The sequence below is a fragment of the Brachybacterium sp. NPDC056505 genome, assembly GCF_042794925.1.
GTDB lineage: Bacteria > Actinomycetota > Actinomycetes > Actinomycetales > Dermabacteraceae > Brachybacterium > Brachybacterium kimchii.
Window position 1 is genome coordinate 164,816 of record NZ_JBHTSV010000002.1, and the last position, 26,061, is coordinate 190,876.

Below are 26,061 nucleotides of genomic sequence, written 5' to 3' on the forward strand. Positions count from 1 at the left end.
GGCACAGCCGATCCCTCCCGACGAGGCACCCGACACCTCCCCCGGCGCTCTCGGTTCGGGCTCCTCGCCCGAGGTCTCGGCCGACTCCGCGGAATCGCCGAATGCGGAGGAGAAGGCCGCCCCGGCCCCGGCCGCGGAGACGAAGCCCACCGACCAGGAGGCCGCGCCGGAGAAGGCCTCTTCGGCCAAGGCATCCTCGTCGGAGCAGACATCCGCCGCCGCGACGACCGCGGACCGTCCGGAGGTGCCTGTCGACGCGGACCCGGCTTCCGCCGACGGCGCGCAGGGCCCCGTCATCTCCCTGCGTGACGTGGGCGTCGAGTTCTCACGCACGCGCAAGGACATCGGCCTGCGCGACCTGCTGTTCCGCCGCGACACGGGTCCCAGCCGGGATGCGTTCTGGCCGCTGCGCAACGTCACCTTCGACATCGCCCAGGGCGACGCGGTGGGAGTCATCGGCCGCAACGGCCAGGGCAAGTCGACTCTGCTCAAGCTCGTCGCGGGCGTGCTCCTGCCCGACGAGGGCGAGGTGGCCGTGCGCCAGGGCGTCGCCCCGCTCATCGAGATCACCGGCGGCTTCTCTCCGGATCTCACCGGCAAGGAGAACGTGTATCTCGCGGCGGGCCTGCACGGCATGCCCAAGGAGCTCATCGACGAGAAGTACGACGAGATCGTCGACTTCGCAGAGATGAAGGACTTCATGGACACGCCGTTCCGCCACTACTCCTCGGGCATGAAGGTGCGTCTCGCATTCAGCGTGATCTCGCAGCTCGAGGAGCCCATCCTGCTAGTGGACGAGGTCCTCGCAGTGGGCGACAAGGTCTTCAAGAAGAAGTGCTACGACCGGATCGACTCGATGCTCGCCGAGGGCCGCACGATGTTCCTGGTCTCACACTCCAACAGCGATCTGAAGAGGTTCTGCACCCGCGGCCTCTATCTTCGGGAGGGCGCTCTGCGGGCCGACGGCCCGATCAAGGACGTCCTCAAGCAGTACGACGAGCAGGGTTAGCAGCACGCGCTGCACCGCACGACCAAAGGAATTCGACACCGATGGCCCAGACCGATCACGCCCCGCAGACCGAGGCGAGCAACCCCTCTGCCGTCGCACACAAGATGGTGATGCCGTGGCAGCGGATGGCGGGTCTGCGCCGCCGCCTCACCCAGACGATCTTCGCGATCGCGCCCCTGGTGCTGCTCGCCATCGGTGTGCACCCGGCGATCGCGGCCATCCCCGCGGTCTACCCGTTCTTCATCCTCATCCGCCGCGGGTACAGGCGGCTGCGCAAGCGCGTGGGCCGCACGGCCCTGGGCGGCGAGCACGGCATCCGCCTGCTGCTGGGGCTGCTGCCGCTCGGGATCTGCTGGGCGCTTGGCACGACGGGTCCCGTCGGCTGGATCACCGCCGTCCTGCTCGCCCTGGTGCCGCTCTCGGAGCCCGTGGTAACCCGTGTGGCACCCGGCCGCAAGCTGCGCGTCGCGAACCTGCCCGGCATCCCCGACCACCGCGGCGCCGCGTTCCCGGTCAATGTCGTCCTGGTCGTCGACCTCTCGCTCACCGCGCTCGCCTCGCTGCTGCTGCTCGTGCACGTGCCCGCCGGCGCCCTGCTGCCGTTGCCGCTGATCGCCCTCGCCGTGGCGGGCTACCACGCTCTGGACTCCTTCCGGCGCGTGCGGGATTCGGTGAACGCCGATAACAACCTCTATGCCGCCGTCGAGGCGTACGCCCCGAAGTTCGTCCTCTATTACGGCGTCCCCGCCGGCTCCGCCTACCAGGTGGGCATGTGGATCGAGTACCTCGAGCGGATCGGCGAGCCCTTCATCGTGGTGCTGCGCAAGACCTCTGCGTTCCGCGAGATCAAGCGCCTGACCGACGCCCCCGTGGTAGTGCGCACGAACATCTGGCAGCTGGACGACGTCATCACCCCGTCGATCACGACCGCCTTCTACGTCAACAACTCGGCGCCGAACGTGCACCTGGTGCGCTACCCGCAGATCACCCACGTGCAGCTGCTGCACGGCGACAGCGACAAGGCCTCGAGCTTCAACCCGGTCACCGCGCTCTACGACAAGATCTTCGTGGCGGGCCAGGCCGCCATCGACCGCTACGAGAACAACGGCGTGGAGATCCCGAAGGAGAAGTTCACGATCGTCGGCCGCCCGCAGGTGGAGACCGTCGAGCAGCAGGGCCCGGAGAACATGCCCGTGCGCACGGTGCTGTACGCCCCCACCTGGGAGGGCCACTACGCGGACACGAACTACGGCTCGCTGCCGGTGGGGCCGCAGATCATCCGCAACCTGCTGGAGCGCGGGATCACGGTCGTGTTCCGTCCCCACCCCTTCAGCTACCGCAACCCCGAGGCCTCCCGGAACATCAGCGAGATCAAGCGCCTGATGCGCGAGGACCGCGAGACCAGCGGCCGCGAGCACCTGTGGGGTCGCGCCGCGGAGAAGCACCTGGACGCCTTCGGATGCTTCAATGCCGCCGACGCGATGATCTCCGACGTCTCTTCCGTGGTCCCGGACTTCCTGTACTCCGGCAAGCCCTACGGCCTGGTGACGATGTCGTACACGGTCGCGGAGTTCGAGCGGATGTTCCCGCTCGCACGCTCGGCCTACGTGATCCCGAAGGACCTCTCGAACCTCGACGAGATGCTCGACCAACTGCTGGTCAGCGACCCGAAGGCCGACGCCCGCAAGCAGACGCGCGTGGACTACCTGGGGCCGTTCCCGGCGGAGAACTACGCCGACGCCTTCGTGAGCGCCGCGCGCAACGTCGTGCTGCACGATCGCAAGCCGGTGCTCGCCCTGCAGGCAGCGACGGGCGATGCCGACGAGGGCTCGCAGGAGGCCCGTCTGTCGAGCCACGGAGCAGCCGACGAGGGCGAGGTCGGCGACGACCGCTCCTCCGAGGACGGCTACGGCGCCGACAGCGCCGACGAGGACGAGGACTGATATCGGGCGGGAGCCGTCAGCCGCGCATCAGCGGTCCGACGGCCCCCGCCGTGCTCGATGCAGGGCCCTGCGGAGGCGCCCGGTGCCGCGTGCGCCGGGCGCCTCCTGCGGGTCCGGGTCTCCCGTCCCCGTCCCTCGGAGCCCCTCCGATCGACCCGCGGCGGGATGCTCTGCCGCCTCGGTCCCGGGCCTCGTGCCGATCGCTCCCCGCAGCGTCCTGCCATGGAGGGCGCGGGTGTCCAGGTCGCTCGCGAGATCCACGGCGCCGGTCCCGGCGTCGTTGATCAGCGCCAGGTGCAGCGTCTCGCCGGGGGCGACCAGGGTCAGCGGGAGCCGGAGGCTCAGCACGCTGGCACTGGACTGCCGGGCTTCGAGCTCGCGCAGACGGCGCCCCTGGGCGTCCCGGATCTCGCCGCGGGCGGGCACGGGCCGGTGCAGCGTCACCACGGCGATCGCCGACTCCTCCCCCTGATCGGAGAGGAGCGCGACGACGGTGCCCAGGGGGCCGGCCGACGGATGGAGACGGAACCCGATGTCCAACGAGAGGTTCGTAGCCTTCTGGGTGAAGTAGACGACTCCGTGCGGAGTACCCTCCGGGTCCACGAGCTCGGCTGTGGAGGTGGGCACCCCTTCCTGACGGCGTCCGCCCAGGCGCGTGGCGATGTCCTTGTCCCCCGCCCGCTGGATGATCCAGAGATCCCAGACGCCGACGGCGAGATCGTGCGTGGGCAGGGCGACCTCGATGCGAGACCCTGCGCCCTCCGGGGAGGTGATGGCTCGACTCCGGTCCACCGAGTATTCGAGGCGATCCCCCGACTCGCGGCATCGCGCGGAGAGGACCACTTCCGGGGCGGGCGTGGAGGAGTCGCCCACGAGCACGTCCACCTGCACGTGGACGGTGTCGCCCTGGACCGACCACTCGCGCAGCTCGGCGCGGCCCTTCGGTGCGGGGGCGTGCAGGCGCTGGGTGTCGATGTGCGCTGCGAGGTCCGCAGGAAGGTCGAGCGAGACGCCTTCGCTGTCGAGACGGAGCAGTCGAGAGGAACGGGTCGCCTCGATCTCCCACGCGATGAACCGTCGGAGAGTGTCCAAGTCGCCGGAGAGGGCGATCTCCGTCTTGGTGCGCAGGATGTCCTTCTGGTGGACGGCGAGAGCGGGGGACCACACCGGTCCGAGGACCTGCTGGATACGCTCGACGACGTAGCGCTGGTCTGCCTCGGTTCCCTTGAGGAAGCGGGCATCGAGCGGCTTGCCGAGCGACCAGGTCACGGCGCGCCACATGACGGCGTCCCGCAGCCGGCCGGGCTCCGTCTCCTCGAGGACGACCTCGGTGAGACGGGCGAAGGCGTCCACGAGCTCGGCCGGGCCCCTGACGGTGCGGGTGACGTTGCCTCCGTCGGCACGCCGGCGCAGCAGATAATAGTCGCGGTCGGCGAGGATGCTGATGGTGGACGCCGTGAGGTAGGCCCGGGCGACCAGCAGCTGGTCCTCGGCGACCTTGACGTCGGTGCGGAAGCGCATCGCGTGCTGCTCGATCAGCTCGCGCCGGAAGAGCTTCCAGGGACCGAGCGTCCTGAACACGTTGTCCTCGAGGAGTTCCACGTGCAGACGGGTGCTCGCGAACGTCGCACCGCGCGCCGAGCGTCCATCGATGCCCCGCACCTGACCGAGGACGACATCGGACCCCTCACGGTCCGCGACGGCGGTCATGTCGCGAAGTGCTCCGTCGGTGAGCTCGTCATCGGCGTCCAGGAAGAACACATAGCGGCCGCGGGCGACGTCGAGACCGGCATTGCGGGGTGCTCCTGGCCCGCCCGAGTTGGCCTGGTGCAGGACGCGAATGGACGGGAAGCGAGCGGCGTAGCCGTCCAGGAGCTCGCTGGATCCGTCGGTCGAACCGTCGTCGACGGCGATGACTTCGATCTGGTCTCCTGCCAGGCCCTGCCTCTGCGTCGAGTCCAGGGCCTGCGCCAGGTACTCCCCGGCGTTGTAGACAGCCATGATGACGGAGACGACCGTCTCTCCCATTGGTGACCCCCTCTGATCTCCGACGAGCGCTCCCCCGAGCACCCGACACGAGGACGATAGTCCGAGAGCCTGCGTGTTCCGGTCGCGCGCGCCCCACGATCCCGGAGAACTGCGTCACCACGCCGGTCGGTGGCTCTCTCCTCCGCCATGACCTCAGCGCCCTCGAGGGCGTCGGCGGGCTCTTCGTCTCCGTCCGCGCCCTCTACCTCGGTGTCCACGGCGTCCTTGGCGCTCGGGCTGCCGATGAGCATGAATCGCGCCAGCCCGTATCGCGTGATGCCGCCGACGCCCCGAGGGCGTCGCGGGACCACCTTCCGCTGGCGATGCACGATGATCATCAACGGGACGAGCGGCATGAACGCGACCGCCGCCGAGTGCGGATAGATGACCGCAAAGATCAACGCGATCAGGACCAAAACTTTCACGAGGGTCGGCCAGAACTGGACGATCTTCGAAATCGACTTTTGATTGAAGGTTTTCGTTCCGAGAACAGCCCCTCTTCAAAAACACGCCATAGCCAGTTCACGTGCGCGTCACGTCGCACATACACGGCCACAGCCACCGAAATCGCGCCCCTTCGATCACACGATGTTCGGAGCCCCCAGCGGATCGGCGCGCCCCATGCGCCCGTCCAGCAGTCGACACCCTATCCGGATCTCGGGCAATCCAGGATTTTCGCGGCAAAATTTGCAGCCACGCTCCGCAGACACTGGGGCCGCCGCTGTCGCCGCGCTCGATGCCCCGGTGCTCGACCGATCGACCGCACCTCTCACCCGCCGAAGACACTCCCGTCCCGCGCACGGGAAGCCCAGTCACTTGATTTCTGGACAGTTCACGCTATGGTTACCCTACATTCCGGCGCGCGGCGGGGACGCGCCGAGTTCATGGATTGCGATTTTTCGTGAGAACCATATTCATCATTCTTCACGCTCTCGGGTATGCCGGACGCTCGAGCGCAGCATTGGACCAATGCCGCATCTTCTTGTCGATGGGTCTTCGACCTGTGATCGTGACGTTCCGCTACGAACCCAGGTGGGACGCTGAGCTCTCGTCCCGGTCAGGGGACATCGACCTGCCCGAAGGTGCCAGCGCGGTCAACATCTACAGGTCGATGCGCCTCCCGATGACCGGGGATCCGCACCGGAACTGGTCGCGCTCCGAGGACGAAGACGCGACAGGCCTCTCCGTCAGCGAGACCACCCGGGGTGAGTCGACGCGTCTGGACTACTTCGACCACCGCGGACGCGTCGTGAAGCATCGTGAACTGCTTGCAGACGAGCCTGTGCGCACCGTCTTCTACCGCGACGGGAAGCCGACCGTACGTCGTGAATACGAGGACACCGGCGCTTGCGGGCGCGAACTCACCCTGGACCCCGACACCGGCAGACCCACTGAGGAGCGGTACTTCACCCCAGACGGCTTCTGCTACGTGACCCGCCACCTGGACCCCGCCACCGGCAGGCAGTTCGGGGTGTTCTGCCATGACCGTCACACTGGCGCGACCACCCGCTACGCCCACAACATCCCGTGGCACGCCGCCTGGCTCCAACAGCTCCTCGAGGGCGCCCAGCCGCGCCCTCTCGCCATCGCCCAGCACCCCACGGCGATGCGCAAGCTGCTGGACACGGATCCATCGCTCTCGAGCAGACTGTTCCTGAGCCACGTCAATCTTTTCCAGGAGCCCTTCACGCTCGGCTCGCCACTGCGCGAGGACTACGTGAAAACCTTCGAGCGCGTGGCGGAGATGCCCGTGGTGGCCACGCTCACGGAACGCCAAGCCTCGGATTTCCGTACGACCTTCGGATCCGAGAGCTGCGATCCGGTGGTGATTCCCAACGTCATCCGTGACCGCCGCTCGTCCCGACGCATCGCGAAGGTTCCGGGCCGCGTCAGTGTTGTGAGCCGACTGCACCCCGAGCAGAAGCGCATCGATGACCTGCTGCGCGCCTGGGTCTCCGTGCTGCGAGAAGTTCCCACGGCCCACCTAGAGATCGGCGGTGATGGCGCGGCCCGTCGGAGCTTGGAGAAGCTCGCGGAGGACCTCGGCATCGTGAAGAGCGTGACGTTCCACGGGTGGGTGAACGACGGAGCGGACCTCATGGCCAGCAGCATCGCCACTGTGTCGACCGGGCGATCCGAGGGATTCGGCCTGTCCATCGGAGAATCGCTCGCCGCCCACACCCCCGCTGTCGCGTACGACATCAACTACGGCCCTTCCGACCTCATCCGGGACGGGATCGATGGGCTACTGATCCCCGATGGCGACATCGACGCACTCGCGCGGGGACTCGTCGATCTGCTCAGCCATGCCCACCGCTCTGCCCGCAGGGGACGCCGAGGAGCCAAGCGCATGGCGGATGACTACTCGCCTGAAGCGATACGGCCCCGATGGCAACACGCTTTTGCGCTCGCCGACAAGAGGAGCTGATCAAGATGGCGAGCTTCGCGCGCCGTGTCGTCTCCACGAGCCAAGAACCCCTGCCACCAGTCGGCGGGCACCAGCCGATGCCCCAACGACCCCGCCGCGAGCACGAGGGCAACGATCACGGCCCATCCCGGCAAGATCGCGCTGCACAGGATCGGGGCGATCGACACGAGGTTCAGCGGGTACACCAGCCAGTACGGATAGCGATCGTCTTCGGCCACGGCCCCGGGAGGTTCACCGCCGTGCGCCGCAGTCGCAGGTAGCGGGTGCGGACCAGACGCTCCCCCCTCGAGGGCGACCATCGCGAGGAACGTGGCGATCACCCAGAACGGAGAGAGAGCCGCGATCAGCACGGACTGGGTCAGGGAGCCGGCGAGCAGGATGTACCGCCCGATCACGTAGCGCCCCGCGCCTCCGACCCCGTGCTCACGGAGTCGTCGACGGAAGATCACCTGCAGCTGACGGATCACCACGACGAGCAGCGGAGCAACGAGCGCCGGGGCCACGAGCCAGGAACCCGGGAACAGGACGGACACGAGGACCGCTGCGAAGCACAGCGCATTGACCAGCAGCGACCAGAAGTTCCAGTTGGTGAGCCTCTTGCCCACGTTCATGCGGCGCAGTCTTCCCACGTGGGCTCGTTCTCCTCGACCGATGACGTTCAGGTGGAAGCAGGCGAACGCCCAGGCTTCATGGAGGAATAGTCGCGACGCGGATGTCGCGAGCTCTGTTACGCGGGCAACGCTCGCCCATCGATCCTGATCACACGGGGATCAGTGTCACCACAAACCGGGCATTTCGCTGTTCTTCGGGAATTGCGCGATCTCGATGTCGCGCATCATCGCTCCTCCGAAGCCCCGCGTGCCCCTCGGAAAGCGCCCCACGTCACACGCCGCCGTCGTGGTCCACGTGGACCGAGGGCGCGTGCACACATCATGCGTGGGTTAGCAGGCTCCGCGCTTCGAGTCTTGTATGGTTACGAGCACCTGTCCGGGAGGTGAACTCCCGGCTGACCGACGTAGCGGTCGCGTGACCACGCCGGAGCGGCAACCCCGCAGCGGAGCGGAGCGCGACACCGACTGCACGAAGGAACCCATCCATGTATTCACTGATCCTGCTGAACGGAGGGATCGGGGCTCGCATCGGCGCCAACCAGCCGAAGCAGCTGCTGAAACTCCGCGGCATCCCGATCCTGGTCTACGCGCTGATCATGGCGAACCGGGTCGAGAAGATCGACCAGATCGTCCTGAACTACCCGCCGGAGTGGAAGGAAGAGGTCGAGGAGGTCCTCCGGGACTACGCGATCTCCACCCCGGTCACGCTCGTCGAGGCCGGCGACTCCCGCCACTCCTCCGTCGCCGCGATGCTCCCCCACTGCACCAACGACGACGTGATCATCCACGAGGCCGCGCGCCCGCTGGTGACGAAGAGGAACTTCGAGGACCTCATCGAGTCCGAGCACAGCAATGTCTCGCTGATGACCCCGATCTCCTTCACCGTGGCACCCGTCGACCCCGAGACCCACGAGGTCACGGGCTCACTGGAGCGCGACCAGCTGCGCAACGTGCAGCTGCCGCAGAAGTTCTCCAAGGCCGATCTGCAGGACGCCCACGCCAAGGCCGAGCAGGACCACAAGGTCTACACGGAGGATGCGACCCTCGTCGCGGTCACCGGGCACCCCGTCCACTTCATCGACGGCTCCGACGTGAACTTCAAGGTCACCACGCCCACTGATCTGCGCATGGCGGGCTTCCTCCTGCGCCCGGAGGAGGAAGACGATGACTAAGACTGCTCTCGTCACCGGTGCTTCGCGCGGGATCGGTCTCGAGACCACCCGCCGCTTCCTGCACAACAGCGAGGACATCACCACCGTGGTGATGTTCGCCCGCAAGTCCGACGACTTCGACGCCGCCGTCGAGGAGCTGCGCTCCTCGAGCCCCGTCGGCCGCAAGATCATCACCCGCTACGTGGACGTGGGCGACCGCGACTCGCTGCACGAGGCCCTCGAGTCCGTGCACGGCGAGGTCGGCAACATCGACATCCTCGTCAACAACGCGGGCTACACGAACCCGGTCCCGCTGCAGCAGGCGGAGATCGAGGACTTCGAGAAGACGATGAGCGTGAACGTCTACGCGCCGTTCCTCATCGTGAAGTGGCTGCTGAACCACGGCAACGTGTTCAAGCTGATCGTCAACATCGCCTCGACCGCCGGCATCAACGGGCGCTCGGGCTGGCTCACGTACTCGGCCTCCAAGGCGGCCGTGATCAACATGAGCCAGGTGATGCGCGAGGAGCTCGCGATCTACGGCACCCGCGTGGTCTGCCTCTCCCCCGGCCGCACCGCGACCGCCCTGCGCCGCACCCTGGCGCCGGAGGAGGACCCGTCCACGATCATGCAGCCCGAGCACGTCGCGCGGGTCATCGAGACCCTCGCCTCGCCCGTCGGCCGCTTCATCGACTCGGAGAACATCGTCGTGCGGCAGTGACGACTCCGCGTCAACCCGGCGCGTGGCCGTCCGCAGGACGGATCCTGTCAGGCCAGTGCTGAGAGAAGGACCCCACGAGCTTCGGCTCGTGGGGTCCTTCTGCTTCCGGGGTCGCCTCGACGAAGCGGTCACGGCACGGCGACAGGGCGGATCTCCCTGACGGCGGAGTCCCGGAAGCGCGGGCCGACTGGACCCGATTCGGCAGCCGATGTGGCGCCCACCACATATATCTGGTGGAATGCACAGCACGGCAGTGACTGCCGCGCACGTCCTCCCGGCCCGGAAGAACGGGTCAGATCGAAGGAGAAGCACATGGGTAACCTGCCCGGCTGGGTCATCCCGGTCATCATCCTCGTCATCGTGGTCCTCGCGATCCTGATCATCGTGGGGGTCGTCAGCTCCCGGCGTCGGCGCGCCCGCCAGGAGGAGTTCGACCGCCAGCGGGCTGCCGAACTCCGGACGGAGGCGCAGAAGGACCAGGTCGAGGTCAAGGAGCGCGAGATCCAGGCGCGCGAGACGGAGCTCGATGCCGACAAGGCCAAGGTCGAGGCCGAGCGCCGCGACCAGACCGCGCAGGAGCAGCGTCAGGATGCCGACAGGGCGCGCGCCGACGTGGACGACCGGCTCCGCCAGGCCGATGAGCTCGACCCCGATGTCGACGCCAAGGCATCGGGCGGCCGACAGCGCTCCGACGCGCCCCTCGACGAGAGGACCAATCGGGACGCCGGCGACACCGAGCCGCGGGCCCGCGAACGCGGAGCTCCCGGGCACGGTGCCGGTGTCGCCGCCGGAGCCGGTGTGGCAGGCGCAGGAGCTGCCGGTGCAGGAGCTGCCGCCTCGCACGAGGAGCACGTCGACCGCACGGACCACACGGACCGCACGGACCGCACGGACCGCACGGACCGCACGGACCAGAGTGCCGGGGCCGACGGAGCCACGGCGCGGCAGGATGCGGTCCCGCAGGAACGGGTCGAGGATCGTCCGCGCGACGCGCGCACGGTCGACGCCGCTCCTCGTGAGGCGACCGTGAATCCGGCCGGCACCCGCGACGAGCACGCGTACCGTCCGGACGCGCACTCGGAGAACGCACCGCAGCCCGGAGCGCACGCGGAGCACGCGGCCCAGCCGGATGCGCGCAGCGAGAGGTCGACGCAGCCCGCACCGCGGGAGGCGAGCGCGGCCCAGCCGAGCACGGCCCAGCCGGGCGCGGCCCCTCGCGATCAGCGGATCCCCGAGGAGGCGCCGGAGACCGCCGAGTCCGCCGACGGGCATCGGCCGCAGGGCCGTCACGAGGACGACACGCGCGGTGCTCATCGCGCACCCGCCGAGGACGGCCATGCCGCGCCCGTCGAGAGCGGCCATGCCGCACCAGCCGAGGGCGGCCGTGCCGCAGCGGCCGGTGGCGCAGGAGCCGCAGCGGGCGCCGGCGTCGCCGCCGGTGCGCACTCCCGTGATGCCCAGGCCGCGCAGGATCAGCGCGCAGCGCAGACCCCGCAGAGCCTGCAGGACTCCGGGGCCCCGCAGAACACGGGAGCCGGTCGCGTGCAGGCCGGCGAAGACCGCGCCGAGGCCAGACCGCATGCCCGCGGGGTCGATGACGCCGCACACCGAGAGGATGCTCCCGCCGGGACGCATCGCGAACCGCTGCCCGGTGAGCAGACCGAGGGCCGCCACCAAGATGCTCGACCGGTGGACGGCGGCGCGTCGCGCGAGGGCTCGCTCATCGCGGACGATGGAGCAGCACGTCGGGCGCAGCCGGTGCAGGACGGTGCGGCTGCTCCGGCGACCGGCACGTCACGCGACGCCGGCCGACAGCCCGGAGTCGCCGACGGCCACGTGCTGAGCGAGGACGAGATCGACGCCAGGGCGACCGCGAGCGGCCCGGGCACCGATCGGACGAACGCCGCGCCCACCGCGGGCGATACCGCACCCCGGTCGGGTGAGGCGTACGAGGATCCGCGCGGCGCGGCGACCCCCGTGGAGAGCCCGAGGGCGTACGACGGCCGGGCACCGCGGCCCGTGGACGAGGCCGACGACCGGGCGCCTCGCCCCGTCGGCGAGGCCGACGGACGCACGCCGCGGCCTGAGACCGACGCCGACACCGACACCGACACCGACACCGACGCGGAGGGGCGCACGTCGCGCCCCGTCGACGACTCGGACCCGTTCAGCGTGTCCGAGAGCCATGTGCGCAGGGCGCGTCGTCCGCGCGAGGGCGAGCTCGACGACGGGATCGAGGACACCGAGCGGGGTCTGTGACCCCAGCTCCGCACGACGGAGGGCGGGGGCGGTCTCATCCGAGGCCTCCCCCGCCCTCCGTCGTCCGCCCTCCGTCGTCGGTCCCGGGCGCCGAGGATTAGACTCGTGGGAATGATGCCGCTCGAGCCCCTCTTCGCCTTCTACGGGATCTCCGCGCTGGTGCTGATCCTGCTCGTCGTGGTCGGCGTCGTCATCGGACGGCGCTTCCGCCGTCACGACGAGGAGGAGAGCCGCCGTGAGCGCGAGCGCGCCGCCGCCTCGCCCGTCAGCCCGCCGGAGGACCAGTCGCGCCGCTGAGCGCGCACCGCGACCCGATCAGTCGCCGGCCAGCACCCAGTCCTGTGCCAGCATCGCTGCTCCCCTCGCCGCCGCCAGGTCGTGGTCAGGGCATGAGTTCACGGTGAGCCCGACGGTCATGTCGGGGAGGACGCGCGCGAACAGCGCCTCGCGCACCCCCGCCGTCAGATGCTGACCGACCGTGGCGAGCCGCCCACCGAGCACGATCCTCTCGGGCGCGATCGCCGTGGCGACACCCACGAGCGCCTGGCCGATGTCCCTGCCGGCCTGCCGGATCGCGCTCACCACGGCAGGATCCGCCGCGGCGGCGAGCTCCCAGAAGCGCTCGTGCTCGGGGATCTCCACCCCGGCCTCGCGCAGCCCCTCGACGATCGGCCCGAGGGCGGCGATCGTTCCCAGGCACCCCTCGTTCCCGCACGTGCACGGGATGCCCGCTGCGCGCGGCACGGGCACGTGGCCGAGCTCCCCGGCGAGCCCGCGCATCCCACGGCGCAGTCGCCCGTCGATCACCGTGCCGGCCCCGATCCCCTGGGCGACCTTCACGAAGATCACCGCCTCCGCGGGGTCGTCGCGACCGCCGCGCGCGGCCGTTCCCATCGCCATCAGGTTGGCGTCGTTCTCCGCGAGCACGGGCAGTCCGAGCGCCTCGCCGAAGGTGTCCACGATGTCCAGGGCGAACCAGCCCGGCTCGGAGACGGGGTTGATCGCCCGTCGGCGCTGGTCCACCGGGCTCGCCATGCCGATCACGCACAGCGCGATGTCCTCCGCGGCCGCCGAGACGCTGGTGCGCAGGTCCGCGAGGGTCTCGTCGGCCGTGCGCGCGGCCGCCTCCGGACCCTGCGAGAGGTCGACGGGCACGCGTCGCGACGCGATCACGTCCCCGTGGAGGGTCACCAGGGACGCGTCGAGCTGATCCCGCCCGAAGTGGGCGACATGGACCAGGCGCTGGTCGACGCGCAGCGAGAACCGGGCGCTGGGACGCCCCAGCCCGCCCCGCTCCGCGGGCTCCTCCCGGACCCACCCCGCCTCCACGAGCTCGTCGAGCCGCTGGGCGATGGTGTTGCGAGCCCAGCCCGTGGCCGCGGCGAGCTCCGCCTTCGACCGCACCGGTGCGGAGAACAGTTCACGGAGGACGGCCCGATGCTCGGGGCGCAGGCTGCTGGTGGGCATCCGTGGACGGTATCCGTCGGCCCTCACTTCTGGCAATCTCGACGGAACTCGGTCGGTCCGCGACGTGGTCCCGGAGGGCTCAGCGCACCCGACGGATGGGCAGCACCACGAGCGCGCCGATCACCGCGACGATCGCGGCGACCCACAGCATGAGCGTGTAGTTCTGCGCTCCCGGGCTCCCCACCTGCAGGAGCCAGAGCCCGAGGGCAGGAGCGAGGGACTGGGGGATCATGTTCGCGATGTTCACGACCCCCAGGTCCTTGCCGGCCCGCTCGGGATCCGGGAGCACGTCGACCACGAGCGCGGTGTCGACGGCCGAGTACACGCCGTAGGCGAGCCCCATGATCAGCTCCGCGACGTAGAACTGCTCGATCGTCCCGGCGTGGGCGAGGACCAGGGTGCCGATGCCGAACAGCAGCGTCGAGCCCGCCACGAAGACCTTGCGGCGCCGCAGCCGGTCCGAGAGCCAGCCGGAGACCGCCGCCGCGGCGAGCAGCGCGATCGTGTACAGCAGCACGCCGAAGGCGACGGTCGCGGTGGCCTCGACGAGGCCCAGGTCCATCCGGTCCTGCATGTACAGCAGGCGGTAGGTGGTGAACATGAACATCGCGAGCGTGATCAGCAGCCGCGACCACCAGGCGAGGCCGAAGTCGGGGTGGCGCAGCGGGTTGGTCCAGAACGTCCCGAGGAACCTGCCGACCGACATGCGCGGCGCGCGCTCCGCGGGCAGTTCATCGCGTGCGACGAGCGCGTAGACGATCACCAGCGCGATCGCGAGGAACCCGGGCACCACGAACAGCACGGGGAGGTTGCCCACGAAGTAGGTGGCCAGATAGGTGCCCGCGAGCACCGAGAGGTTCTGGGCGAGCGCGATCACGCTGGAGCCCCGGCCGCGCTGCAGATGCGGGACGTTGTCGGCGAAGCTCGCGATCAGCGGGGCCACGGTCGCGTTGGCCGTGATCTGGGCGAGCAGCCAGGCGATCATCAGCTGGCCGAGGCCGGGCGCGAGGGCGACCCAGACCAGCGAGAGCATGAGGCCGACGGCCCCGGCGAGCAGCCACGGCCGGCGCCTCCCCCAGCGGGTCCGGGTCCGGTCCGAGAGGGCGCCCGCGAGCGGATTCGCGAGCAGGGCGCCGATCGCGCCCAGCGGCATGACGGCGCCGATGATCGCCGCCGGATTGTCCGGGGAGAGCGCCTGGGCCTTGACCTGCATGCTCACCACGGCCGGCGAGAAGATGGCCAGGGTGATACCGAACTGGGCGAGCCCCAGGGCGAGCATGTAGCTGCGTCTCACGGGCGCCAGCGGGGCGGGCGCGCCGATGACGGGCGGCGCCCCCGCCGAGAGCGATCCGGTGGGTTCCATCGTGTGCACGACCTCTCCTTCGAGGTGCAGGGGGCGGGTTCTCCCGCCGGAGGGGGCCGCGCAACGCGGCCGGGATGCTCGGGGTCAGACGGCGACGGGGCCCGGGACGCGGGCGTCGATGAACTCGCGGCCCTGGATCATGGCCGCCACGGGGTCCGGCACGGCGTCGAGCTCGAGCAGGCGCACCTCGGGTGACAGGGACTTCGCGTAGACGTCGGCGAAGCCCTCCCAGTCCACGGCTCCCGTGCCGAGCGGGGTCATGTACTCGCGGTGGGCGAGGTGGACGTCGCCGTCGATGGGGAGGTACGGGGTCATCGGCCCGGTCGCGTCCTTCCAGTGCGCGATGGCGACGCGCTCCGCGTGGCGCCCGACGACCTGCACCGGGTCGCCGCCGGCGAGGGTGAGGTGAGCGGTGTCGGGGCAGAAGAACACGTAGTACGGATCGAGGGCGCCCAGGATCGCGTCCACGTCGCGCGGGGTGCTGAACACGGAGTGCGCCTCGGTGTGGATCGCCGTGCGCACGCCGAGCTCGAGCGTCGCCGCTCCCACGCGGTGCGCGACGTCGGCGAAGTCCCGGACGAAGTCGAGATCCACGAAGCGACGGGCCGGGTCGTCCCAGCTGCTGCGCATCGGAGGGCCGACGACGAGGGTGTCGGCGCCCGCCTCCTGGGCGAAGCGTGCGTCGACCACGGCGTCCTGGACGATCTGCTCGACGCTCCGGCCTCCCCCGACCCAGTCCAGGCCCAGATGGAAGACGCTGGTGAATCCGAGCCCGTGGGCCTCGGCGGCCTCGCGCAGCCTCTCCGCGCTGCCGAAGGCCTCCAGCGCGCTCTCGCGGTGGGTGGGGCCGAAGGTGGTCTCCATCAGCTCGATGCCCGCGGCCGAGAGCCCCTCGAAGATGCTCTCCCAGATCCGCCGGGGGTCCCGCCGGCGGATCTCCATCACGTCCTCGAACGTCTCGACCCCCCAGAACGTCGGGTCGTAGAAGGTGATGAGGTCGACGCCATAGCGGGTCATGGGGGCTCCTGTGCTCGGTGACTGCTTCGTCCTGGGCACAGTTCTACGACACCGACATTAGTCACGTCAAGATTGATATTACTTCTGTCAGGATTGATTGATGCATGAGGCGCGCTTGCGAGCCCCGAGACCGCGTGACCCCGACCACAGAACGCGCCGGGGAAGTGAATCCGGACTGCAGGCGGGATATGCCGTACTCATGACAGATCCGGACACCGCATCCACGGGTGCCTCGGCGCGTCCCTCCACGCCGCTGCCGCACCCCGACCCGATCCCCGAGGGGCTCAAGATCGGCGCCGGCTACACCTGGCGCGTGCTGATCATCGGGCTGGGCGTCGTCGCGGTCGCACTCGGAGCCGTGTGGCTCTCCGAGATCGTGATCCCCTTCATGGTGGGCCTGCTGCTCTCGGCGCTCCTGGTGCCGGTCTCCGCGTTCCTGCAGCGCCACCACTGGCCCAAGTGGGTCGCGATCATCACCGCCTGGGTGGTGGTGTTCGCCGTGATCGTGGGGCTCGTGATCCTGGTGACCAGCCAGATCCGCAGCCAGCTGCCATCGATCCAGAAGCAGGCCATCGACGCGCTGGGCCAGGCCGAGTCCCTGCTGGCGACCCATCCCTTCGGGATCACCGAGTCCGACGTCGACGGCTACGTCACCAAGGCCACCGAGTGGCTGCAGAAGCACGCCTCGGAGATCGGCGCGGGCGCCGCCGAGGCCGGCTCGAGCGTCGCCCACGTGCTCGAGGGCCTGTTCATCGTCATCTTCGTGACGCTGTTCGCCCTCATCGACGGCAAGCACATCTGGATCTGGACCTCGCGCCTGTTCCCGCGCGCTGCGCAGCCGCGGATCCTCGCGGCGGGCGCCGCCGGCTGGCACACCCTGACCAGCTTCATCCGCATCCAACTCGTCGTCGCCGCGACCGACGCCGTGTTCATCGGCATCGGCGCCGCGATCCTGGGCGTCCCGCTCGCGATCCCGATCGCCGTCGTCGTCTTCTTCGGCGCCTTCGTGCCGGTGGTCGGCGCGATCGTGGGCGGCGCCGTCGCCGTGGGCCTCGCGCTCGTCTTCAACGGCTGGGTGCACGCGCTGATCATGCTCGCGATCGTGGTGGGCGTGCAGCAGATCGAATCCCACGTCCTGCACCCCATGCTCACCGGCACCGCCGTGAAGGTGCACCCGCTGGGCGTCGTGCTCGGCGTCGTCACGGGCACCGCGGTCGCCGGGATCGCCGGCGCGTTCTTCGCCGTGCCGTTCATCGCCACGGTCAACTCGATGATCGTCGCCGCCCGCCGCTGGCAGCCGGGCACGCCCGTCGACGACGTGCCCGCGATGCTCGGCGTGCCGGATGTCCCCAGGGACGCCGATGACGGGGGCGACGACGACGATGGCCACCGCAGTGCCGGCGGGGACGAGGTCGCCGCCGCGGACGACGGGGACGACGACACCCCGGGCACACCCGAGACGCCCGCCGGCCCCTCCGCACCCGCTCGCTGATGGCGTCGAGGGAACAGGACGCCCACCAGGGAACCGGCACCAGGTCGTCCCGCGCCGACCTCGTCCTCGAGGGCGGCGGCGTGAAGGGCATCGCCCTCGCAGGGGCGATCGAAGTGCTCGAGGAGCGCGGGTATCGCTTCGGCCGTGTCGCGGGCTCCTCCGCGGGAGCGATCGCCGGGGCGCTGGTCGCGGCCGACGTCCCCGCCGCCGATCTGGTGGGTCTCCTGCGCGAGATCGACTACGAGAAGTTCTGCGACGGCCCCTGGTGGACGCGTCCGCTGGTGGGCAAGGCCGTCGCGATCCTCGTGCGCAAGGGCGTGCATCGCGGGAGGTACGCGGGAACGTGGCTCGCCGAGCAGCTGGCCGAGCACGCGCGGCCCGCCGATGCCTCCCGTCCGTTCACCTTCGCCGATCTCCCCTACCAGGACCCCGAGGGCGAGGCGCCCGACCGGCCCGTCGGGGACAGAGAGTCCTCCGAGGACGCTGCCGCGTCCCGCCTGGTCGTCACCGCCTCCGACGTCACCGCGGGGCGGCTCCGGCTGCTGCCCCGCGACGCCGGCAAGTACGGCATGACCGCCGCCGACCTCCCCGTCGCCGAGGCCGTGCGCGCCTCGACCGCGATGCCCTTCTTCTTCCGGCCCGTGCGATGGGCGACCTCGCAGGGGCGGCGCGCATACCTCGTGGACGGCGGGATGCTCTCGAACTTCCCCGTCGGCGTCTTCGATCGGGCCGACGGCGCACTCCCGCGCTGGCCCACGTTCGGCATCAAGCTCTCGGCCCGTCCGCCCGCCGACCCGGCCCCGGTGAATCGCATCCGCGGCGCGCTGTCGTACGCGCTCGCCCTGCTGGACACCCTCATCGGGGCCCGAGATCGCATGCACATCGACGACCCGCACGTGCAGGCCCGCACGATCTTCGTCGACACGAGCTTCGTGAAGCCCACCCAGTTCGACCTCACGGACGAGGACCGCGAGAAGCTCTACCGCACGGGCAGGCAGGCCGCGATCGACTTCCTCGACGGGACGGCGACCCGCGAGGGCTGGGACTTCGCGCGCTATGTCCGGACGTACCGCGCGGGCGCGGCGGGCTGAGAGCACCCGCGGGGCGAGGACCGAACGCCACGGCCGCGCTCGGCCTGTTCGGTCCGGCGTGGGCCCGTCAGCCCCATGGAGTCCTCGCTCTCCACCTCCAGCGATCGCACGGACTACGCTGAGGCCATGGCCATGATCTCCAGCAGCGGTCTCGCACACGTCCGATTGACGGTCACCGACATCGGCCGATCGAAGGCCTTCTACGATCGCGTGTTCGGTTGGCCGGTTGCCATCGACGCCTCGGCGCAGGCGGGCGACGCGAACGTGCGGCGATCTCAGCAGCAGTATTACGGCGGAGTGGTCTACCAGACCCCGCAGGGCACGCTGTTCGGGTTGCGGCCGGTCGGGGAGAACGCATTCGACCCCGATGTGACTGGCCTGGACCACCTGAGCTTCGCCGTGGAATCCCGTGAGGAATTGGAGCGCGCTGCGCGCGCGCTCTCCGAGGCCGGGATCACGCACGGCGACGTGACCGACCTGGCCGACGCGGGGCTCGCCATCCTGTCCTTCCAGGACCCCGATGACATCAACGTGGAGCTGTCCGCGCCACTCGGCTGACCCGTTCCCCCTCAGCCGAGAGCAGGCACCGTGATGCGCACCCCCTCGCTCATCGCCGACTCGTGCGCGCAGATGCCCGGCAGGTCCATTCGGCGGCGCGCACGCTGTCGATCCGAGACCGTCGGTCCTCCGTGATCGCGGCGAGGAACTCGTCGACCAGGTACGGGTTCGACCCTCCGTGCCCGGCGCCGATCCTCACCGGTTCGCCCATGCCGGGAAGCTGGACCACGGTCTCGTGGACGAACTGGCGAAGCTCCGCGCTCAGGGAGCCCCGTTGATCGGGTGGATCGATCTCCTCGACCGCTGTCCGGTTCCCGCGTCCGCCCTGGGCGGGTCCGGTCATCGTATGCACCAGCATCGGTCCTTCCTGGTGGGTCGGCCATTCCAGACCCATGCGACTGCCGTAGAGCCAGAAACCCTCGATGTACTCGCGAGCCGTGCGGAAGAAGGACATCTGCACCTCGGCGAGGGCGTCACAGTTCCTGAGCCGGAAGGCGCCGATCTCTGTCGGATAGGGGTTGTCGAAGCCGCCGGCGGCGCGCGTGGCCTCGTCGAGGTGCACGGACCCCTCGGCGCTCACGCTCTCGACGCTGGTGCCCAGCAGCGCGAGCGCCGGGGACAGAGCGTGCGTCAGGTAGTGCATCGGGGGGAAGCCCTGCCAGTAGCTCGGGAATCCGTCGAGGTTCTGGATGTGCACACCGCGATAGAACGTCACGTCCCCGAGTGCCCCCTCGCGGTGCAGGGCAGCCGCCCAGCGGAATTCGCGCCCGTAGACCGATGTCTCCATCATCATGCAGCGCCTGCCGGTGCGCCGTTCGGAGGCGATGATCGACGACGGGGTCCTCGACGCGACCGTCGATGTCACCACCACCGAGCTCGAGCCGGCCGTCGTGGATCGGTGTCTCACGGAGGGCTCCTGGCTTGCGGCCCCGTCTGGTGAACAGGCGCCCTCGGGTGGGCGGTCGCACCCCCCGGGGCCGGGCGGGCTGCCGCCTCTGTGAAGCGGACGCCGTGGAACGGCGCGCTCCCACGGGACGTCTGCGGGTGACGAAGGCGCGCACACGCAGGGCTGCGGGATACGGTGGCTCGGCCGACGCGCGCGGCGCGCCGACGCCTCACCCCCGCATCGAAGGAGCCGCAGCGTGCAGACGCTCTACCATTCCGGCCGCATCCTCACCATGGTCGACCGCGACGACGCCCCCGAGGCGGTCCTCGTCGAGGACGGCCTGATCACCGGCGTCGGCACTCTCGCCGACCTCCGCGAGCGTGCAGACGAACCCGCCGAAGTGGACCTCGCAGGCCGCACCCTGATGCCGTCCTTCGTCGACTCCCACGGCCACCTGCTGGGCCACGGCCGGCTCGCCGCACTGGTCGACCTCGAGGACGCCCGCAGCATCGACGAGGTGGTCGCGGCACTCCGCGAGCGCCTCGCCGCGCGCGAGGCGGGCGACGATTCACCGCTGGTCGGCGCGAAGTACGACCCGACGCAGCTGGCCGAGGGGCGCCACCCCACGCGCGACGACCTCGACCGGGTCTCCACCGAGATCCCCGTCCTCGCCATGCATCGCAGCATGCACGTGGGCGCGGCGAACTCCGTCCTCGTCGAGGCCGCAGGGATCACCGCCGAGACCCCCGATCCCGAGGGCGGGCGCTTCGGTCGTCGGCCCGACGGCACGCCCGACGGTTTCGCCGAGGAGCATTCTGCGCTCGGCGCCCTGTTCACGGCGATCGACCCGGAGGGCGGCGCGGGCGGCATCTTCGGCGGCGGCGACGCCGCGGACGCACTGTGCCTGGCCACCGAGGACTACCTGCGCCATGGGATCACGACCGCACAGGAGGGCGCTGCCTCCCCCGAGGCGGTGGCGGACCTCGCCGCCGCGGCCCGCGCGGGCCGGCTGCCGCTGGACCTCGTGGTCTACCCGGTAGCGGCCTGGGGCGCTCCGGCCCGCGAGCAGTTCGCCGAGTTCGCCGGCGATTACACGGGTCGTCTGCGCCTGGGCGGGTACAAGCTGATCCTCGACGGCTCCCCGCAGGCGCGCTCGGCCTGGATGAGCGAGCCCTACGAGCCTGTCCCCGGCGACGAGGACCCCGGCTGCGCCTACGCCGCCCACTCCGACGAGCAGGTGCTCGCCTGGACCCGCGAGCTCGCGGCCGACGGCGTCCAGCTCATCGCCCACTGCAACGGGGACGCCGCTGCCCAGCAGTGGATCGACACGGTGTCGCAGGTGAGCGCGGAGAACCCCGCGCTGCTGGCCGAGCGCCCGGTGATGATCCACGCCCAGACCGTGCGCGACGACCAGCTCGAGCAGATGGCGCGCCTGGGCATGATCGCCTCGATCTTCAGCGTGCACACGTACTTCTGGGGAGATGCGCACCTGCGCAACTTCGGCCTCCGCCGCGGGCGCCGCGTCTCCCCCGCCCGCTCGGCGCTGGACCGCGGCGTGCGCGTGACCCTGCACCAGGACTCCCCCGTCACGCCCCCGGACATGCTGCTGAGCGTGTGGGCGGCCGTGAACCGGATCAGCCGCGAGGGCACGCCCGTCGGCCCCGAGGAGCGCATCTCGACGTGGGAGGCGCTGCGCGCGGTCACGGCCGACGCCGCCTACCAGTACGGCGAGGAGGAGACGAAGGGCCGGATCCGCGAAGGGATGCGGGCCGACCTCGTGATCCTCTCGGCCGCCCCCCTCGCGACCGCGCCGCAGGATCTGCGGGACATCGAGGTGCTCACCACTGTCAAGGACGGCGAGGTCGTGTACTCGGCGTGAGCGCCGGGCGCCGGGCGCTGGGCGCCGGGCGCCGGGCACAGGGCGGCGGGCGCAGGGCGGGCGCTCGACGGCCCGCCCGCCAGCGGGCTCACCCCGGCCCGCCCGTCGGCCCCGGGGTCTCAGGGCTCCGGGTGGAGGATGACCTCCTCGAGCTCCTCCTCGGGGGCGGCCATGAGCCGTCGGTGGCGGACGGCGAGGAAGAGCGCGCCGAGCACCACCCACACGGCGAGCGCGACGAGCGGCTGGGTGCCCAGGCGCCCTGGGGAGCCCGGGACGAACAGCAGCAGCAGGAAGCCCAGCGACAGCAGCGCGCCCAGCAGGGAGATCGCGCGGTAGACGGGGCGGGCGCGGCCGAAGGCGTCGTGCTCCCCCGCTCGCGCGGGGTGGGCCAGCTTGAACGCGGCCAGGCACGTGTACCCGTAGGCGATGGTCACGCCCACCGAGGTCATGTCCACGATCCACTGGAGCGCGGAGCGCCCGAAGAACGGCGCCAGCAGGCACAGGGCGCTCGTGAACACGATCGCGACCACGGGCGTGCGGTGCCGGCTCTCGACGCGGCCGAAGAACGCCGGCAGCATCTTCGCCCTGCCCATCGCCATCAGCACGCGCGAGGACGAGACCGTGAAGCCGTTCAGTCCGGTCGCCACGCCCATCAGCACCGCGATCACCATGAGGCCCTTGCCGAGCGGGCCCATGATCCCGGCGATCACCTCGGCCGTGGGCCAGGCGGCGTCGGGGTGGGTGTCGCCGTTCGGGCCCAGCGCGACGGAGCTCGAGAAGATCATCGCGAGGTAGACCAGGCCCGCCGTGCCGATCGCGGCGAGGATGAGGAAGAGCGCCTTGCGGGGCGAGAAGTCGAACTCGCCGGCCGCCTGCGGCACGTTGTCGAAGCCCACGAACGCCCACGGCGCGAAGGCAACCATCACGGCGATCGCCGGCAGCGGCGAGGAGCCCTCCGGGAAGGCCGGGTAGAGCGCGAAGCCGTGCTGGACGCCGTGGAGCAGCGCGCCCAGCAGGATCGCGACGACCGCGATGATCAGCACCACGCAGGCGATGAACTGGAAGCGCCCGGACAGGGCCGTGCCCATCGCGTTCATGAAGCCCGTGGCGACGATCGCGAGGGCCGCGATGATCACCTCGGGCAGGTAGATGTCCCAGCCCGCCACCGTGTACAGGTGCACCTGCTCCATGACGGAGGGCAGCAGCATGCGGAACACGAGCGCGACGGCCGTCGCGTTCAGGGCGACGATGCACGCGTAGGCGAGCGCCAGGAACCAGCCGACCACGAACGCGTGGCGGCGCCCGAACTCCTGCAGCACGAAGGCGAGCTCGCCTCCGGTCACGGGCAGCACGCGGATGATCATCCCGTAGCTGATGCCGATGATGCCGATCAGCACAGCGCCGATCGTGAAGCCCAGGAGCGCGCCGGCGGTGCCGCCGTCCTGCAGCCAGTCCACGGGCAGCATGAACGCGCCCCAGCCCACGGCCGAGCCGAGCGCGATCGCGAACACCCAGGAGGGCTTGAGCGTGGACTGCAGGGAGCGCGTGTTCTCGTCGGCGCCGGCCGGGGCGGATGTCCCGGCGGCGGAGGAACCGGTGGTCGACGAGGGGGCGGAGGGTCTCTCCGACATGGGAAGCCTTTCGATGGCGACTGATCGGTCGACAGCGTCGTCGCTGCACAGCTTCGTCGCGCGGGCGGAGCCGGGGAGCCATGATGCCACCGGCGGGGATCGCGCCGTCACGGATGCGGCGTCCGAGGAACGTCCGTCATCCCACACGTCTCCGCTCGCCTCGTGCCCGTCCCCACGGCTCGACCCTGGGGGCGCGGCCCGGCGCATGGCCTCTGCGCGTGGCCCCTGCACGCGGCCCCTGCGCGCGGCCCAGGCGCGCGGAGAGGCCGTACTCTGACCTCGACAGCCCCGCCCCGTCGTCTCCGACGGGGCGGCGGAGCCTAGGAGCAGGACGGAGCGGGACATGGCCGGGAACCCCGACGAGACAGCAGAGCCGATCGAGGGCACCGGACGCATCCGCGCCATCGGCGAGCGCCTGATCCTGCCGCTGCCCGCCGAGGCCAGCGCCCGGCTGCGCACGCGCGGACAGAACGCCGTGACCGCGGTGCTCGACGGTCATCCCTTCGACCTCGTCGTCGAGCCCGACGGCGCGAAGGGGCACTGGATCGCCCTGGACGCGGAGATGCTCGAGGTGCTGGGCCGGGGAGATGGCGACGAGGTCGTGTTCTCGCTCACGCCGTCGGCCGCATGGCCCGAGCCGTCGGTCCCCGAGGATCTCGGCGAGGCGCTCGCGGGCGCCGACGACGTCGGCGGGGTCTGGGAGGACATCACGCCCATGGCCCGGTGGGAATGGGTGCGCTGGGTCGGCGCGACCAAGAACCCCTCCACCCGGGCGCGCCGCGTGGAGGTGTCCCTCGACAAGATGCGCCACGGCAAGCGCCGCCCCTGCTGCTTCGATCTCGCCTCGTGCACCGACCCCGAGGTCTCCAAGAGCGGGAAGCTGCTCGGGCTCGACTGAGGGACTGGTGCCTGCGTGACCGCCGGCGGCCCGGGCAGGCCCGTCGGCCGACTCACTCCACCGGGACGTCGTCCAGGAAGTAGTAGGCGGGCACCTTGGCCGCGTAGTCGTTGCCGTCCAGTTCGCGCCAGCCCACGACCTCCGTCGACCCCTCGCGCTCCTGCGCGAACTGCGTGGCCAGGAACATCAGACCGATCACCGAGGCCAGTCCCTGGCGGGCGGGCTCCTCGCGCAGCACGTCGCCGATCGAGGCCTGCCCGGCGAGCGAGCGCACGCGGTTCACGGAGCCGGTGAGGCCCACGGTGTCGATGTCGTTGGTGCGCACCAGGTCCTGGAGCACCTCGACGCTGAGCGTCGTCGCATCGTGCACCTCGGCCTCCACCGGGGCGCCGGGATCCGTCGGATCCTTCAAGCGGTGCTGGGAGACCGAGGACATCCGCACCCGCGCGACCCGCAGGTCCAGCGAGAACGGAAAGCGCGTGGAGACCTCGTCCTTCTGCGCGAGCGCGAGGCCCTGGGCCTCCTGCAGCAGGTCCAGCAGCACGCGGTGCTGGCGGAAGTCCTGGGAGCGCACGAACCGCGCGAGCGAGCGGTACAGCTCGGTCTTGACGTCGAGCACCTCCTGCGCGGGCTCGTAGAGGTCGCTGAATACGTTCGCGAGCATCTCGCGGTCGTCGCGCGTGAGGTGCTGGGTGAAGTCGCGCTCGAGCAGACGGTCCACGACGTCCTGCGCCCGACGGGTCTGGGCGGGGTCGTTGAGCATCCGGAAGAAGGCGGTGAAGGTGCGGCCCACCTGGGACTGGCCCAGCAGGTCGTCGCCCGCGAGCAGCTGCTCGAGGATCTCGCCGCGCGAGGCCTCCGGGGAGAGGATCTGCTCGCGCAGGTGGAGGTCGACGGCGCGCAGGTCCTCGCGGTACTGCAGGAAGTCGCCCGAGAGCTCGGAGGCGATCTGCAGGATGTCGCGCAGGCGGTCGGCGGAGGTACCGGCATCGGGTAGCAGGAGCTCCCCCTCGGAGAGGTCGCGGATCTCCTGCTCGATCGCCGCGCGCCGACGCTGCAGGTCCGCGAGCCGCACGTCGCGGTCGGTCTCCGTCTCCTGCGCGAGGCGGTCGAACTGCTGGAGCACCAGCTGCAGGCGCGACTCGGTGGTCGTGGGCCGGTGCACATCGAGGGAGGCGATGAACTGGACCGCGTCGATCGTCGCCGGGGACGGCTCGAACATCGTCTCCAGGTGCTGCGGGTCGTCGCGCCGGGTCAGATAGCCCTCGCGGACCCACGAGTCCACGTACTCCGGGGCGGTGCGGCCCTGGCCGTCCTCGTGCAGCAGGTCCAGGTGGGTCTCGACGCGCGCCACGAGGTCGCTGCGTCCCAGGCGACGGCTGCCGCCGGGGAAGACCGTCTGCAGGATCGCGAGCACCGCCGGCGCCTTGGTCGCGCTCAGCAGGCGCCACGTCGAGAGGCGCCGCAGCTGCTCATAGGCGTCCTTGCGCGCGGAGACCGTCTGCGGGCGATCGGTCGCGGACCCGAGGAGCGGGGCGGACGCGGGAGCGCCCTCGGCGAAGGAGCCCGGGGCATCGTCACGGGTCGACGCGGGCTCCGGGTGCTGCGGCTGGGGCTCGGACGTGGTCA

Annotated in this window: 20 protein-coding genes; 12 read left to right on the forward strand and 8 right to left on the reverse strand. The window is 70.6% G+C overall.

Going from position 1 to position 26,061, the window contains the following annotated elements:
• The first annotated feature begins 244 nt into the window (after positions 1-244).
• On the forward strand, positions 245-1,009 hold the full coding sequence (locus ACFQ53_RS02515; RefSeq protein ID WP_377855079.1) for an ABC transporter ATP-binding protein: 765 nt from the start codon (positions 245-247) through the stop codon (positions 1,007-1,009).
• A gap of 41 nt (positions 1,010-1,050) precedes the next feature.
• Positions 1,051-2,952, forward strand: coding sequence for a CDP-glycerol glycerophosphotransferase family protein (locus ACFQ53_RS02520; protein ID WP_377854882.1), 1,902 nt, complete (start codon positions 1,051-1,053; stop codon positions 2,950-2,952).
• A gap of 27 nt (positions 2,953-2,979) precedes the next feature.
• On the opposite strand, the gene ACFQ53_RS02525 is transcribed toward ACFQ53_RS02520, so the two are convergent.
• Positions 2,980-4,980, reverse strand: a complete 2,001-nt coding sequence (locus ACFQ53_RS02525; protein WP_377854885.1) for a glycosyltransferase family 2 protein — start codon at positions 4,978-4,980, stop codon at positions 2,980-2,982.
• A 901-nt stretch (positions 4,981-5,881) separates the two neighbouring features.
• Here ACFQ53_RS02525 and ACFQ53_RS02530 point away from each other — a divergent pair.
• On the forward strand, positions 5,882-7,408 hold the full coding sequence (locus ACFQ53_RS02530; RefSeq protein ID WP_377854888.1) for a glycosyltransferase: 1,527 nt from the start codon (positions 5,882-5,884) through the stop codon (positions 7,406-7,408).
• Here ACFQ53_RS02530 and ACFQ53_RS02535 read toward each other — a convergent pair.
• Entirely contained in the window at positions 7,342-8,019 is a 678-nt protein-coding gene (locus ACFQ53_RS02535; protein WP_377854890.1) for a hypothetical protein, read from the reverse strand. The two genes, ACFQ53_RS02530 and ACFQ53_RS02535, sit on opposite strands and share 67 nt — an antisense overlap.
• A gap of 485 nt (positions 8,020-8,504) precedes the next feature.
• Between ACFQ53_RS02535 and ACFQ53_RS02540 the strand changes: the two genes are divergently transcribed.
• From ACFQ53_RS02540 to ACFQ53_RS02555, 4 genes are all read left to right on the forward strand, one after another.
• On the forward strand, positions 8,505-9,191 hold the full coding sequence (locus ACFQ53_RS02540; RefSeq protein ID WP_377854893.1) for a 2-C-methyl-D-erythritol 4-phosphate cytidylyltransferase: 687 nt from the start codon (positions 8,505-8,507) through the stop codon (positions 9,189-9,191).
• Positions 9,184-9,891, forward strand: coding sequence for an SDR family NAD(P)-dependent oxidoreductase (locus ACFQ53_RS02545; RefSeq protein WP_377854895.1), 708 nt, complete (start codon positions 9,184-9,186; stop codon positions 9,889-9,891). The genes ACFQ53_RS02540 and ACFQ53_RS02545 overlap by 8 nt, the downstream gene beginning before the upstream one ends.
• Before the next feature lie 312 nt (positions 9,892-10,203).
• Complete coding sequence (locus tag ACFQ53_RS02550) at positions 10,204-12,150, forward strand: hypothetical protein (protein WP_377854898.1); 1,947 nt, start codon at positions 10,204-10,206, stop codon at positions 12,148-12,150.
• Between the two features lie 111 nt (positions 12,151-12,261).
• A complete protein-coding gene (locus tag ACFQ53_RS02555) occupies positions 12,262-12,447 on the forward strand; it encodes a hypothetical protein (protein WP_377854901.1) in 186 nt (61 codons plus the stop codon).
• Between the two features lie 18 nt (positions 12,448-12,465).
• Here the strand turns inward: ACFQ53_RS02555 and ACFQ53_RS02560 are convergent, their stop codons facing one another.
• The 3 genes from ACFQ53_RS02560 to ACFQ53_RS02570 all read right to left on the reverse strand — a co-directional run bounded on the left by ACFQ53_RS02560 (position 12,466) and on the right by ACFQ53_RS02570 (position 15,997).
• A complete protein-coding gene (locus tag ACFQ53_RS02560; protein WP_377854903.1) occupies positions 12,466-13,617 on the reverse strand; it encodes an ROK family protein in 1,152 nt (383 codons plus the stop codon).
• 79 nt (positions 13,618-13,696) lie between these two features.
• The gene (locus ACFQ53_RS02565; RefSeq protein WP_377855081.1) at positions 13,697-14,980 is read right to left on the reverse strand and encodes an MFS transporter; all 1,284 of its coding nucleotides are present in this window, start codon (positions 14,978-14,980) and stop codon (positions 13,697-13,699) included.
• Between the two features lie 84 nt (positions 14,981-15,064).
• On the reverse strand, positions 15,065-15,997 hold the full coding sequence (locus tag ACFQ53_RS02570; protein WP_377854906.1) for a sugar phosphate isomerase/epimerase family protein: 933 nt from the start codon (positions 15,995-15,997) through the stop codon (positions 15,065-15,067).
• A 199-nt stretch (positions 15,998-16,196) separates the two neighbouring features.
• Here ACFQ53_RS02570 and ACFQ53_RS02575 point away from each other — a divergent pair, with 199 nt between their 5' ends.
• The 3 genes from ACFQ53_RS02575 to ACFQ53_RS02585 all read left to right on the forward strand — a co-directional run bounded on the left by ACFQ53_RS02575 (position 16,197) and on the right by ACFQ53_RS02585 (position 19,138).
• Positions 16,197-17,489, forward strand: a complete 1,293-nt coding sequence (locus ACFQ53_RS02575) for an AI-2E family transporter (RefSeq protein WP_377854908.1) — start codon at positions 16,197-16,199, stop codon at positions 17,487-17,489.
• On the forward strand, positions 17,489-18,580 hold the full coding sequence (locus tag ACFQ53_RS02580; RefSeq protein WP_377854911.1) for a patatin-like phospholipase family protein: 1,092 nt from the start codon (positions 17,489-17,491) through the stop codon (positions 18,578-18,580). The genes ACFQ53_RS02575 and ACFQ53_RS02580 overlap by 1 nt, the downstream gene beginning before the upstream one ends.
• A 126-nt stretch (positions 18,581-18,706) precedes the next feature.
• Positions 18,707-19,138, forward strand: a complete 432-nt coding sequence (locus ACFQ53_RS02585) for a VOC family protein (RefSeq protein ID WP_152352305.1) — start codon at positions 18,707-18,709, stop codon at positions 19,136-19,138.
• A 49-nt stretch (positions 19,139-19,187) separates the two neighbouring features.
• Here the strand turns inward: ACFQ53_RS02585 and ACFQ53_RS02590 are convergent, their stop codons facing one another.
• A complete protein-coding gene (locus ACFQ53_RS02590) occupies positions 19,188-20,045 on the reverse strand; it encodes a hypothetical protein (protein ID WP_377854914.1) in 858 nt (285 codons plus the stop codon).
• A gap of 235 nt (positions 20,046-20,280) precedes the next feature.
• On the opposite strand from ACFQ53_RS02590, the gene ACFQ53_RS02595 reads away from it, so the two are divergent.
• A complete protein-coding gene (locus ACFQ53_RS02595; RefSeq protein ID WP_377854916.1) occupies positions 20,281-21,903 on the forward strand; it encodes an amidohydrolase in 1,623 nt (540 codons plus the stop codon).
• Positions 21,904-22,022: 119 nt separating this feature from the next.
• Here ACFQ53_RS02595 and ACFQ53_RS02600 read toward each other — a convergent pair whose 3' ends face one another.
• Positions 22,023-23,534, reverse strand: coding sequence for an APC family permease (locus ACFQ53_RS02600; protein WP_377854919.1), 1,512 nt, complete (start codon positions 23,532-23,534; stop codon positions 22,023-22,025).
• 343 nt (positions 23,535-23,877) lie between these two features.
• On the opposite strand from ACFQ53_RS02600, the gene ACFQ53_RS02605 reads away from it, so the two are divergent.
• A complete protein-coding gene (locus tag ACFQ53_RS02605; RefSeq protein ID WP_377854922.1) occupies positions 23,878-24,432 on the forward strand; it encodes a YdeI/OmpD-associated family protein in 555 nt (184 codons plus the stop codon).
• A 52-nt stretch (positions 24,433-24,484) separates the two neighbouring features.
• Here ACFQ53_RS02605 and ACFQ53_RS02610 read toward each other — a convergent pair whose 3' ends face one another.
• Positions 24,485-25,900 carry a DUF3375 domain-containing protein gene (locus ACFQ53_RS02610; protein ID WP_377855084.1) on the reverse strand — a complete coding sequence of 472 codons (1,416 nt, stop codon included), beginning with the start codon at positions 25,898-25,900 and terminating at the stop codon, positions 24,485-24,487.
• Positions 25,901-26,061 lie beyond the last annotated feature (161 nt).